The 11,820-nt window shown below is 32.6% G+C and carries 12 protein-coding genes and 2 tRNA genes; 7 read left to right on the top strand and 7 right to left on the bottom strand.

Annotation, left to right across the window (positions count from 1 at the left end; translation table 11 throughout):
* Positions 1–12 precede the first annotated feature (12 nt).
* From porM to QLS97_RS05210, 3 genes are all read left to right on the top strand, one after another.
* Positions 13–1,560 (top strand): type IX secretion system motor protein PorM/GldM, encoded by a 1,548-nt coding sequence (porM, locus tag QLS97_RS05200; RefSeq protein WP_282714715.1) that lies wholly within the window; start codon positions 13–15, stop codon positions 1,558–1,560.
* Positions 1,561–1,612: 52 nt separating this feature from the next.
* Positions 1,613–2,503, top strand: coding sequence for a type IX secretion system ring subunit PorN/GldN (gene porN, locus QLS97_RS05205; protein WP_282715544.1), 891 nt, complete (start codon positions 1,613–1,615; stop codon positions 2,501–2,503).
* Between the two features lie 100 nt (positions 2,504–2,603).
* Positions 2,604–3,653 carry an NAD(P)/FAD-dependent oxidoreductase gene (locus QLS97_RS05210; protein ID WP_282714717.1) on the top strand — a complete coding sequence of 350 codons (1,050 nt, stop codon included), beginning with the start codon at positions 2,604–2,606 and terminating at the stop codon, positions 3,651–3,653.
* A gap of 5 nt (positions 3,654–3,658) precedes the next feature.
* On the opposite strand, the gene QLS97_RS05215 is transcribed toward QLS97_RS05210, so the two are convergent.
* On the bottom strand, positions 3,659–4,042 hold the full coding sequence (locus tag QLS97_RS05215) for a DUF983 domain-containing protein (protein WP_282714719.1): 384 nt from the start codon (positions 4,040–4,042) through the stop codon (positions 3,659–3,661).
* A gap of 73 nt (positions 4,043–4,115) precedes the next feature.
* On the opposite strand from QLS97_RS05215, the gene QLS97_RS05220 reads away from it, so the two are divergent.
* On the top strand, positions 4,116–6,023 hold the full coding sequence (locus QLS97_RS05220; RefSeq protein ID WP_282714721.1) for an ABC transporter ATP-binding protein: 1,908 nt from the start codon (positions 4,116–4,118) through the stop codon (positions 6,021–6,023).
* A 32-nt stretch (positions 6,024–6,055) separates the two neighbouring features.
* On the opposite strand, the gene QLS97_RS05225 is transcribed toward QLS97_RS05220, so the two are convergent.
* On the bottom strand, positions 6,056–7,024 hold the full coding sequence (locus QLS97_RS05225) for an App1 family protein phosphatidate phosphatase (RefSeq protein WP_282714723.1): 969 nt from the start codon (positions 7,022–7,024) through the stop codon (positions 6,056–6,058).
* 64 nt (positions 7,025–7,088) lie between these two features.
* On the opposite strand from QLS97_RS05225, the gene QLS97_RS05230 reads away from it, so the two are divergent.
* Positions 7,089–7,979, top strand: a complete 891-nt coding sequence (locus QLS97_RS05230; protein WP_282714725.1) for a diacylglycerol/lipid kinase family protein — start codon at positions 7,089–7,091, stop codon at positions 7,977–7,979.
* Here the strand turns inward: QLS97_RS05230 and QLS97_RS05235 are convergent.
* A complete protein-coding gene (locus QLS97_RS05235; protein WP_282715546.1) occupies positions 7,972–9,120 on the bottom strand; it encodes an 8-amino-7-oxononanoate synthase in 1,149 nt (382 codons plus the stop codon). The two genes, QLS97_RS05230 and QLS97_RS05235, sit on opposite strands and share 8 nt — an antisense overlap.
* Before the next feature lie 97 nt (positions 9,121–9,217).
* Between QLS97_RS05235 and QLS97_RS05240 the strand changes: the two genes are divergently transcribed.
* Positions 9,218–9,496: a 4a-hydroxytetrahydrobiopterin dehydratase gene (locus QLS97_RS05240; protein ID WP_282714727.1), complete on the top strand. Its 279-nt coding sequence runs from the start codon at positions 9,218–9,220 to the stop codon at positions 9,494–9,496.
* Between the two features lie 59 nt (positions 9,497–9,555).
* Here QLS97_RS05240 and QLS97_RS05245 read toward each other — a convergent pair whose 3' ends face one another.
* On the bottom strand, positions 9,556–10,038 hold the full coding sequence (locus QLS97_RS05245) for a DUF1761 domain-containing protein (RefSeq protein WP_282714729.1): 483 nt from the start codon (positions 10,036–10,038) through the stop codon (positions 9,556–9,558).
* 181 nt (positions 10,039–10,219) lie between these two features.
* Between QLS97_RS05245 and QLS97_RS05250 the strand changes: the two genes are divergently transcribed.
* Positions 10,220–11,074, top strand: coding sequence for a leucine-rich repeat domain-containing protein (locus QLS97_RS05250; RefSeq protein WP_282714731.1), 855 nt, complete (start codon positions 10,220–10,222; stop codon positions 11,072–11,074).
* Positions 11,075–11,383: 309 nt separating this feature from the next.
* Here the strand turns inward: QLS97_RS05250 and QLS97_RS16920 are convergent, their stop codons facing one another.
* The 3 genes from QLS97_RS16920 to QLS97_RS05265 all read right to left on the bottom strand — a co-directional run bounded on the left by QLS97_RS16920 (position 11,384) and on the right by QLS97_RS05265 (position 11,746).
* Complete coding sequence (locus QLS97_RS16920; protein ID WP_282714734.1) at positions 11,384–11,518, bottom strand: GIY-YIG nuclease family protein; 135 nt, start codon at positions 11,516–11,518, stop codon at positions 11,384–11,386.
* Positions 11,519–11,568: 50 nt separating this feature from the next.
* Positions 11,569–11,641: transfer RNA gene (locus QLS97_RS05260), tRNA-Met, on the bottom strand.
* Positions 11,642–11,673: 32 nt separating this feature from the next.
* A tRNA-Met gene (locus tag QLS97_RS05265) sits at positions 11,674–11,746 on the bottom strand.
* Positions 11,747–11,820: the final 74 nt, after the last annotated feature.

Raw genomic sequence — 11,820 nt, forward strand, 5'->3', positions numbered from 1 at the left:
TTAGTAGAAAATATGGCAGGAGGAAAACTAACCCCTAGACAGAAGATGATTAACCTAATGTACTTGGTTTTTATCGCGATGTTAGCTTTAAATATGTCCAAAGAGGTATTGTCAGCTTTTGGGATTTTAAATAATAAAATAGTAGAGTCTAACTCTATAACTGATACTAGAAATGAAAGCTCATTTCAACAATTAGCCCAAAAAGCAGTGGATCAGCCTGGACAGTTTGGAGATAAAAAAGTTAAAGTTGAAAAAATTAGAGCTTTGTCTAAAGAGTTTAACGACTACATAGAAAACATCAAAACAACTGTCACTCAAAAACTTGAAAGAGATGCTGAAGGAAATTTGCCTTACGAGCAAATGGATAAAGGTGATTTAATTGACAGAATGTTCTTTACAGGTGATAGAGTTTCTAAACAAGGTAAAGAGTTTTTAGATAAAATCAATAATTTCTCAACTCAAATAAAAGCTATTGGTGGAAGTTCAATTGCTGAATCTGAAATGAAAAAGATTGAAGCAAGATTTGCTACAAAACCAGTTTATTCTGAAAAAGCAGGTGCTAAATTAGATTGGATAGATTACAATTATAAAGGATATCCTCTTATTGCTACAATTACTAAATTATCACAATTACAAGCTGATATCAAAACAACTGAAAGCGATGTGATGACAGGAATGTTTCAATCTGATTTAGTTGCTGCAGCGTCACTTACTGCTTACCAGCCTATTGTAGTTCTTGATAAATCTGTTTTCTTTCAAGGAGAAGCAGTAACAGGAAAAATTATTTTAGGTAAATTCGATCCTTCATTAAAAGCAAAATCTGTTATTGTAAATGGATCTAGTGTACAAGCGCAAGCAGGTCAAGCTAAATTCTCTTTTGGAGCAGGTAATATTGGAGAACATGCTATTGGCGGTTCATTTAATTTTGACGAAAATGGAAAAGTGGTTAGCTTACCTATTAAAGATAAATACGTTGTTGTTGCAAGACCAAAATCGGCTACTATTTCTGCTGATAAAATGAATGTAGTGTATAGAGGTGTTGTAAACCCAATGACTATTTCTTTTGCAGGTGTTTCAGCTGATAAAGTTTCAGCTAGTGCTCCAGGATTAAGTTCTGCTGGTGGCGGTAAATACAACATGAGTCCAGGTTCAGGTTCTGAAGTAGTTATCAATGTTACTGGTGCACTTCCTGATGGTTCTAAAGTTTCGGATAAGAAAACTTTTAGAATAAAAGGTATTCCTGGTCCAACTGGAACTATTAGAGGAGAAATGGGTGTGGTAAAAGGACCTAAATCAAATTTACAAATTGCTACTATTGGAGCTAAACTAGTTGATTTTGACTTTGAAGTTGGTTTGAATGTAGTTGGATTTAATTTAAAAGTAACAGGTCAACCTACTGTAGTTGTTACAGGAAATAAATTGAATGCGCAGTGTAATGCTGTACTTTCAAAAGCAGTTAGAGGAGATCAAGTTACTATTTCTGAAATAAAAACAAAACTTGTAGGTGCAGGTAGCTATTTATTGCCAAGAACTGCTCCAGTAATTTTTGAAATACAATAAATAATAAGTAAGTTTATATTTGACCTACTTCAATTCTTATTATGATACCATGATGAATGTAAGAAATTTTTTAATCGCTATTGTCTCTATTACAGGAAGTTTTGCTTCTTTTGGACAGTCTAATTTGCTTAATGCAAAAACTCCTGACCAAATAGGACTTAAAACTGCGGCACAACTCATTTCAGATAATGATAAACCATTAGTCTATGGTTATGTGCATGATAGAGATGTTTTAATGGGTAAGACTACATGGGAAATTATTGATTTAAGCGAAAAGATTAATTTTGCTTTGTATTTTCCTATTGATACTGCAAATATTGGATCTGATAGAAGATCTTTGTATGATGTGCTTACTAAAGCTTTGAAAAATGGTAAAATTACTGAGGTGTACACCGACAGTTATTTCAATACCAAAAAATCCATGCAAGATATTCAAACTTCATTGACTCGTATTGACACTACTGATGCAGGTAGAGAGCAAATTAATGCAGGAAATCAAATATCGGATGAGTATATTTTAAAACAAGACTTAGCGGCTCAAGATGTAACACAATATAAAATTAAAGGATACTGGTATTTTGACAAACGTCAGAGTGAGCTGAAGTATCGTTTGTTGGGAATTTGTCCTGTAACTCCGGATGTTTATACCATGAATAGTGATGAAAAAGATTATATCGAATTGTTCTGGGTATTCTTCCCAGCTGCAAGAGATGTTTTGCATGAAGCAAAAGCGTTCAATGATAAAAATTCAGCGATGCCGGTTTCATTTGATCAAATATTAAACTCTAGGCGTTTTAATAGTGTTATTTACAAAGAAGAAAATGTATACGGCGATAGAACTATTGAAGAATACATGAAGGATAACGCTCAAAATCAATTATTAGAATCGGAAAGAGTAAAAGAAAAAATTCGCAATTTCGAATCAGATATGTGGAATTATTAATCCTGATTTTAAAATATAATAAAAAACTCTTACTGTAATGGTGAGAGTTTTTTTGTTTTAATGTGTTTACTTTGCACTTATTTTTAAGGTATTATTTCAAATGATTGATTATTTAATTATTGGTTCTGGTTTAGCGGGTATTTCATTTGCAGAGGTTGCTTTGCGTAATGACAAATCTATTTTGGTTTTGGATAACAATTCCCAAAATTCATCCAAAATCGCAGGAGGGTTGTATAATCCGGTTATTTTAAAGCGTTTTAGCGAGGTGTGGCAGGCCCAAGAACAATTAGCGATTATGAATGAATTTTATACTTTTTTAGAAGAAAAACTAAATTGTAAAGTTGATTTTAAAAGTCCTATTTTAAGAAAATTTTTTTCCGTTGAAGAACAGAATAATTGGTTTGCTGCTTCGGATAAAATAGCACTGGCTCCTTTTTTATCAACACAATTGATTTCTAAAAAGTATGTTGGGATTGATTCTCCTTATGGTTATGGCGAAGTTTTACAAACGGGCTATGTGGACACCGCTTTGCTCTTAAATAAATACAGAGAGTATCTAAAACATAACAATCTATTTCAAGAAGAAGCATTTGATTATGATGCTTTAAAAATCGAATCGGACAGTATTCATTATAAAAATATTCAAGCCAAACATATTATTTTTGCGGAAGGTTTTGGGATGCATGCCAATCCGTATTTCAATCAGTTGCCTTTAGACGGAACCAAAGGAGAGCTTTTTATTATTAAAGCGCCTGAGTTAAATCTTGATGTAATTGTGAATACCAGTGTGTTTATTTTGCCACTTGGGAATGATTTATTCAAAGTTGGAGCAACGTATAATTGGAAAGATAAAACAGATTTGCCTACTGAGGAAGGAAAAACGGAATTAGTAGATAGAATAAAAGAAATTATTAGCTGTGATTTTGAAATTATAGAGCATTTTGCAGGCGTTCGGCCAACGGTTAAGGACAGAAGACCATTAGTGGGAACGCATCAAAATTATGAATCAGTACATATTCTAAACGGTTTGGGAACTAGAGGAGTTATGCTAGGACCAGCAATGGCAAAAGCATTATTTGAAAATATTGAACATCAGGTGCCTTTAAATAAGGAGATTGACATTAACAGATTTCTGCCTAAAGGGCCGTAATGCTATTATTTTAGTTTGGTTTTTGGATCATAGGAAACAAACATATTGATGTATATGTTTCTGGACCATCGCAAGACAAATGGAAATAAGACAATAAGTGATGCAATTATAGCAATAAATGCCACTTTTAGGCTGGAACCAAAGATTACAAATGAGATTATAAAGGCTGCAATTCCAGTAGCGACATTTAATCCGTAACTGACATACATTGCACCATAAAAAAAGGAAGGTTCAATTTGATATTTCAAACCACAATGGCTGCAGTTTTCATGCATTTTCAAGATTTTATTGAAATGTAATGGATTTTTATCCAAATACATACTCTCATTCTGACATTTAGGACAAGTTCCTGTTAAAATACTATATAATTTGGATCCTTTTTTTAACATTTGCAAAAAATTTAATTTTTCCTTTCTTAGAGTTACAAATTTACGCATTCGAAAAGGAATAAAATAACAATACATGCTTAATATACACAATTTATCCGTTTCGTTTGGTGGTACTTATTTATTTGAAGAAGTTACCTTTCGATTAGGGGCCGGAGACCGTGTAGGTCTCGTTGGGAAGAACGGAGCGGGAAAATCTACCATGCTTAAAATGTTGGCAAAAGATTTTGCTCCTGATTCAGGTGTTATTTCTCAAGAGAAAGATCTTCGTATGGGATTTTTGCGTCAGGATATCGATTTTGAACAAGGAAGAACGGTTCTTGAAGAAGCGTATGAAGCTTTTACTGAGATTAAAATTGTCGAGAAAAAGCTCGAAGAGATTAATCACTTGTTAGTTACAAGAACTGATTATGAAAGTGATGAATACAGTCAAATCATAGAAGATTTATCTGATTATACGCACCGTTTTGAATTATTGGGCGGTTATAATTATGTGGGTGATACAGAGAAAATTTTACTTGGTTTAGGATTTAAAAGAGATGTATTCGATAATCAAACCGAAACTTTTTCTGGAGGATGGAGAATGCGTATCGAATTAGCTAAATTATTATTACAGGCTAATGATGTTTTGTTGCTGGATGAGCCTACGAATCACTTGGATATAGAAAGTATCATTTGGTTAGAAAGTTTCCTTCGTAATTATCCTGGAGTTGTGGTGATTGTTTCGCACGATAAAATGTTTTTGGATAATGTGACGAACAGAACTATAGAAATTTCTCTTGGAAAAGCGTATGATTTCAATAAACCATATTCTCAATATTTAGAATTGCGTCACGAAATTCGTGAAAAGCAATTGGCAACGCAAAAAAACCAAGCCAAAAAAATTGAAGAAACAGAAAAATTAATCGAAAAATTCCGTGCCAAGGCTTCCAAAGCTTCTATGGCACAATCGATGATTAAGAAACTCGATAAAATAGAACGCATCGAAGTCGATGAAGATGACAACTCGGTGATGAACATTACTTTTCCAGTTTCAAAAGAACCGGGAAGAGTCGTAATTGAAGCCGAAAACGTAACTAAAAGCTACGGTGATAAAACGATTTTGAAAGATATTAATTTGTTAGTGGAGCGCGGAAGTAAAATTGCATTCGTTGGACAAAACGGACAAGGAAAATCGACTTTCATTAAAGCTATTGTTGATGAATTTGAATATAAAGGAAATATCAAATTAGGGCATAATGTACAATTAGGGTATTTTGCGCAAAATCAAGCGGAATATCTGGATGGCGAAATCACTTTGTTGCAAACGATGGAAGATGCAGCTGCAGACACAAACCGAATGAAAGTGCGCGATATGCTGGGGTCTTTCCTTTTTCGTGGCGATGATGTAGAAAAAAAGGTAAAAGTCCTTTCTGGAGGCGAAAGAAACCGTCTGGCGTTGTGTAAATTATTGTTGCAGCCCATTAATGTTTTATTGATGGATGAGCCTACGAATCACTTGGATATTAAATCCAAAAATGTTTTGAAAGCGGCGCTTCAAAAATTTGGAGGTACTTTATTGCTGGTTTCTCACGATAGGGATTTCTTGCAGGGAATGTCAAATTTAGTGTATGAATTCAAAGACCAAAAAATAAAAGAATATTTAGGGGATATCAATTATTTCTTGGAGCAACGCAATATGGAAAATATGCGCGAAGTCGAGAAAAAAGATGCCCAGAAAGCGGCTGCGCCTAAAGAAAGCAACAAAGCTTCGTATGAAGATCAGAAAAAAGGGAAAGCGTTGCAGAATAAATTGAGTAAAGTGGAGAGTCAAATCAAGCAATTGGAAAAAGACATTCAGCAAGATGATAAAATGCTCGCTTCTAATTATGACAAGCACATTGAAGATGCTAAGTTTTTCACAGCATACAACAAGAAAAAATCTGAATTAGACAAACTGTTGTTAGATTGGGAAGTTGTTCAGGAAGAAATTGATAATTTATAAAAAACGAGAGTTCCATTTTTGGAACTCTTTTTTTATACAATAATTCCAATCATTTTTGAATGTGCTATGGCTTCGCTACTGTTTTGAAAATAGCAAACAGAAACTTTCAGGGTTTCTAAATTTTTCAAAACCGCGGTTACTTTGTCTTTTTTGTTTGTTCCGGTTTGTCTGATGTAAACTGCCTTTACGGTTACTGGGAAAATTTTACAAATGGCCTCGTACAAAAATGGATCATGTTGCGAATCATCTCCAAGAAGTACATATTCTAAATTGGGGTAAAATTCTAAAATGTGTTTTATTTTGTCAAACTTATGATTGTGATTGCCTCTGCCGGACAAGAAAAAATCAGTGAGACTTGTTTTAATATCCTTCAATAATAAAACTGCTTTTGGGAGCTTATGAATTTCGGTAAATTTTGTGATAAAACGATACAGATTCCATTCGCTGCTGGAAACATAGAAAAAAGCATTGAATTCCCCTTTGTTTTCCCTTCCGGCGGTACTTAAAGCTTGATAATGTGTCACAACGTCTTCGTATATTTTTCTCTTGTTTACGTTTTTAAATAATAAAACATATAATTTTTTCAAAGGATTCAACGTATGAGAAACTAAAAAAGTGTCGTCAATATCAGATATGATTCCTAAATTCCCTTTGTGAGGCCTAATGTAACTGTCTCTGGTTGTTATAGGTTCATTTTTGTAAACAATACTTACTTCATAATCAATCCACCCATAATTAGTATTTTGGTCTAATGGAACACAGAATTTAAAATAACCGTCGATTAATGTTTTGGTATGAATTTTGGCATTGTTGTGTTCTAAGTATACATCGGCGTTTGCCTGTGTTTTTATTTGAAACATTTTAATTACCGAAGTAGCATTTTTCAGATTCTTTTTTTGAAAATTATATTCTTGAATTGTTGTTGGCTTAAAAACATGCCCCATCACAATCAATTCCTGTTCATTAGCATAGCCGCGATATAATTTTAAAATTGGTTTCATTTATTGTAGTACTTTTGAGTGTTGTTGAAATTAATTATTTTTAATCAATAAAAGAAGAAAAAGTTTGAAAAATAACATTATGTTGGTTGTAAATCCAATCTCTGGAGATGTTGATAAATCTGAATTGATCGACGCAGCAACAATTTTTGCCGGAAAAGAAAATTTGAATCTTGTGATTTATAATACTTCGGGAGCCGCTGATATTGAGAATATAAAAGTACTCTATGACACCTATAATCCGGAACGAATTATTGTTGCTGGAGGTGATGGAACAATAAAAATGGTTGCCGAGGCGATGGAAAGCCATGACGTTATTATTGGGATTTTACCCGCTGGTTCTGCCAATGGTTTGGCTGTTGATTTAAATTTACCATCTACAATCGAAGAAAACTTAGAAATTGCATTTCATAATGGCTACATGGAAATAGATATGATTTCAATCAATGATAAAAAAAGCATCCATTTAAGCGATTTAGGTGTAAATGCGGAAATGATTAAGAACTATGAAAATAGTAATATTCGAGGAAAATGGGGCTATTTTTTACAAACTTTCAGTACTTTAATTGATTTAGGCGATCCTTTTACAGCAACAATAACAGGCGATTTTGAAACGATTGAATGTACAGCAAGAATGATTGTAATTGCGAATTCTCAAAAATACGGCACGGGAGTTTCTATTAACCCCAATGGTGTTATGGATGATGGAAAGTTTGAATTAGTTATTTTGAAAAATTTAGATTTGGTAGTACTGGGGAAAATTATTTCAGGGAATATGCCTATAGATTCAGACGATGTTGAGATAATTTCTACTGATAAAGCTATGGTTACGACTAATGTTCCGGTTAGTTTTCAAATTGATGGGGAATATTGCGGTACCAAAACAAAACTGGATATTAAAATTTTACCCAAACAAATGAAAGTTGCTATTCCAAATATAAATCGTGATGTTATTTAAAAGGATTTCGTTCTTGCCAATTGGTTTCAGGTTCTAAATATCTAAATATTTTTGACATGTATGAATTGACAATTGGATTGCTATGCGCCATGAATCCATACATTTTTATAGGTTTTGCGCCAACTGAGCTTTTGATTTCCAATGCCGTTCTAGCAAACACAATTTCCTTAAACCCTTTATTTATAGAATACGCTATCATATCATACAGCATGTTCAAATACAGCATTTTTTCACGTTGAATACTTTCGTCATATCCCAGGAAATAAGTGTCCATTACGGAACCATTTTTTATCAAAGTATTAAATCCAATTAATTTTTCATCTATGAAATAACCATAAAAAAGAAATTTGTCTTTAAAGATTTCTTTAAAAATTCTAAAATGATTTTTAGGGAGAAAAAAAGTATTGAAAGGTGCATTTTTTGCCACATGAAGATACAAGTCATAAATAGTATCTTCTAAAGTTATGATATCCTCTAAATGCATTTTCCTTTTCTCAATAAAGGCTCCCTTTTTTCGGACTCTTTTATACTGATCTCTGTATTTTTTTGAAAGGGAGTCGATGTAATCTTGTTCTGACTTCCAGTTTTCATTAATGTAGAAAACCATATTCGGTTGTGTCGAAAACTGATAGTCATTTTTAAATTCAGGAATGGCAAAGTTCGTAATGTCTTCTTTGTGAAAATCTTTATAAGTGGTAATATGAATCTTTTTTCCTTTGGATTGAAATATTTTTTCCAATGCTGATGTAGCTGATTTCAAGGTTTGCAGTGCTTTCTTTTTATCAATAGATTCAGATAAAGCAAAAGAATTTTGCCCAGTTAACATATTGTTTCCAATTACGAGAACGTGAGAACCGAAGTTCCTGAAAACTAAATTTCTAACAGTGGTTTTAATGCATTTATCCCGATCTCCAAAAGATTCCAGTTGATTTAAATCTAAAAATTGAGAAAGTGCAATGCCAACTAAAGTTTCATTTTCGAATAGTCCAATGAAATGACACACCATATTTTCGGGAGATGATTTTTCTAAAATCTCCAGGTATTTTTTAGATAAAAAAATGGTTGAAACAGCTAAATCATCCCAGTTTGAAGGAAGTTGCGCTGTAGCATTATAAATTTTAAAAGAATAAGGTGTATTCAAATTGAAGAGAAATTTTTTTTCAAAATTAGTTAATAAAGTTAAAGTATTTCTCAATGTCTCGAAATTAACTAACTTTATATAAATTAAAGAGTAGATTATGAAAACCTATTCAGCTGAGACAATTCAATCCGAACTAAAAGTGCTTAAAGACTGGCAATTTGTCAATGATGGAATTGAGAAAAAGTTTGTTTTTTCAGATTTTACTCAAGCATTAGGTTTTATAGTTCAAGTAGGAGTGATGGCCGAGAAAAGAAATCACCATCCAGAATTATTCAATGTGTATAGTAAAGTCACAATTAGGCTGACAACACATGATGCAAATGGTGTTACTGATAAGGATTTAGATTTAGCCAAAGCTATTGAGACAATCCCATAAAAAACAAATTTCGTCTTGTAGTATACGAAGACGAAATTTATTTTATTTTTTTTCGAAAATTATTTCCAAGCACAAATAATTCCTCCCATAATCATAAAGCATACAATCCAAAAACCACCGGTAACAAGAGTGTATTTGAAGCTTCTTCTTTCGTAGAGTGCATTTGTGCCTATAATTGGTAATGCTAAAAACAGTCCAGTCATAAAGCCGTGTAATGCTCCGTGCTTGAATGATCTAAATGCTAATCCATAATCTGCCATGAAAGCCTCGTAAGAAGGTTTTGCGATACTAGGATCTCCGCCAACCATTCCTAATGCTCCAAATTGATGTATTGTTAGCATTTGAAGGATAAAGCTTATGAAAAAAGCGTACAGTAATGATACTCCAAATGTCAGGAGCATATTTCCTCCTTTCATTTTTTCTTCCGTCATGCCGGATTCTTTCATCCAAATTGTTCCAAAAACTTTTGGATTGTACCAAACAAATCCTACGACAAGTGTAGATAAAGCAGCGACAAAAAGTGCTAGAAAATTGATTTCCATATAATTGGTTTTAAAGATTAGTAATCAAATTTAATAAATTAATATTTAATTAAGAAAATCGAGCATTCTTGTAAGATATAACTCTATAAAAAATAAAAAACAGTGTAGTTCGTCGATTTTATTTGCTGATTAGCTCCGTTGTATGTAGTTTTATGTGTATTAAAGAAATAAATCTGACGTTATGAGAAATATAACTACTCTATTTTTAACCCTTTTGTTTTCATTTCAAATGTTTGCTGATGTATCTCAATCAGAAAAAGATGCGTTGGTAAAACTGTATCAATCTACAAATGGAAATCAGTGGAAAGTGAAATGGGATTTAGCATCACCAATTTCTACTTGGCATGGTGTTAAGTTACAAGACGATAAAGTAATTTCTATTACTTTAGACAATAACAATTTGGTTGGTGAAATTCCAGAAGAGATTTTAAGCTTAGTAAGCTTGCAAGAATTGGATTTACACAAAAACCAAATTTCAGGCATGATTCCTTCTTCTATCGGAAAATTAAAAGAAATGAAAGTATTGAATCTTTCTTTCAATAAAATATCAGGAACAATTCCTTCTTCTATTTGTGAAATGAGTAATTTGAAAGATTTAGAATTGTATATGAATGCAATTTCAGGAGAGTTGCCTATGCAAATAGGAGCTTTGAATCAATTAGAAACACTTTCTTTATTCAATAATGAAATAGTAGGACAAATTCCTAATTCACTATATGACATAAAAACATTAAAAACATTGCTTTTAAATAGTAATAAACTTTCGGGAGGATTAAGTCGTGAAGTGGTTAACATGACATCGCTTGAGAACCTTAGTTTATTTGATAATAAAATGAATGGTCAAGTGCCTTTAGAACTTGAGAAATTAAATAAATTGAAAGAAATGAATATTTCTTACAATATGTTTAACGGCTTGATATCTAAAGAGTTAGCTGTTTTAGATATGTTGAATATGACAATGATAAATGATAAAGGAGTAGCGGTTTTATTAGAAGTAAATACTGTTAGAAATACTGCTATAGCTTCTGAGGATTAATTTAGAATAAACAAAGAGTTTACTACTCTTTGATATTACAATTTAGTTGTTTTAATAAACTTAGTTTGTCTGAACCTGTGAAGCTTGCTTCACAGGTTTTTTATTTTAAATTACTTTGGTGTAGTTGTAACAAAAAAAGCTCCAGATTTCTCTAAAGCTTTCAAGTCGTTTACGGGGTAGATATTAGTTTTCTAAATTACATTTAGATTTTGAATGAATTCTCTCCCAATTCCGAATTTTAAATATTTTTCTCTTTTTATTGCTGCTGATTTTGAATTGAAAAACTCAACATGAATAATCTTTCAAGGGCTAAAATTTTAAAGTAACCCCCTTTGTTCCTAAAATATTATGAGATTTGAATCGCTCTATTAAATTAGAAGTAAAACCAGTATAATTCTTTTCTAATTTTTCAGAATATAAAATGTACACAACAAATTCATTCATAATTACAAGGTATAAAAAAACCCATCAAAATTTTGATGGGTTTCTCTCAGTAGCGGGAACAGGACTCGAACCTGTGACCTTCGGGTTATGAGCCCGACGAGCTGCCTACTGCTCTATCCCGCGATGTACGTTTGTAATTTCAATAAAATTCTTAGTAGCGGGAACAGGACTCGAACCTGTGACCTTCGGGTTATGAGCCCGACGAGCTGCCTACTGCTCTATCCCGCGTTGTTTCGGGTGCAAATGTACGACGAATTTCCGTATTTCCAACGAAAATTTTAAAAAATGTTTTATTTCGTCTA

The sequence above is a fragment of the Flavobacterium yafengii genome, assembly GCF_030010375.1.
In the GTDB taxonomy this organism is placed as follows: Bacteria; Bacteroidota; Bacteroidia; order Flavobacteriales; family Flavobacteriaceae; genus Flavobacterium; species Flavobacterium yafengii.

Coding starts and splice junctions, on each gene's coding strand:
- porM (WP_282714715.1), top strand. CDS start 13: ATGGCAGGAGGAAAACTAACCCCTAGACAGAAGATGATTAACCTAATG.
- porN (WP_282715544.1), top strand. CDS start 1,613: ATGAATGTAAGAAATTTTTTAATCGCTATTGTCTCTATTACAGGAAGT.
- QLS97_RS05210 (WP_282714717.1), top strand. CDS start 2,604: ATGATTGATTATTTAATTATTGGTTCTGGTTTAGCGGGTATTTCATTT.
- QLS97_RS05215 (WP_282714719.1), bottom strand. CDS start 4,042: ATGTTAAAAAAAGGATCCAAATTATATAGTATTTTAACAGGAACTTGT.
- QLS97_RS05220 (WP_282714721.1), top strand. CDS start 4,116: ATGCTTAATATACACAATTTATCCGTTTCGTTTGGTGGTACTTATTTA.
- QLS97_RS05225 (WP_282714723.1), bottom strand. CDS start 7,024: ATGAAACCAATTTTAAAATTATATCGCGGCTATGCTAATGAACAGGAA.
- QLS97_RS05240 (WP_282714727.1), top strand. CDS start 9,218: ATGAAAACCTATTCAGCTGAGACAATTCAATCCGAACTAAAAGTGCTT.
- QLS97_RS05245 (WP_282714729.1), bottom strand. CDS start 10,038: ATGGAAATCAATTTTCTAGCACTTTTTGTCGCTGCTTTATCTACACTT.
- QLS97_RS05250 (WP_282714731.1), top strand. CDS start 10,220: ATGAGAAATATAACTACTCTATTTTTAACCCTTTTGTTTTCATTTCAA.
- QLS97_RS16920 (WP_282714734.1), bottom strand. CDS start 11,518: ATGAATGAATTTGTTGTGTACATTTTATATTCTGAAAAATTAGAAAAG.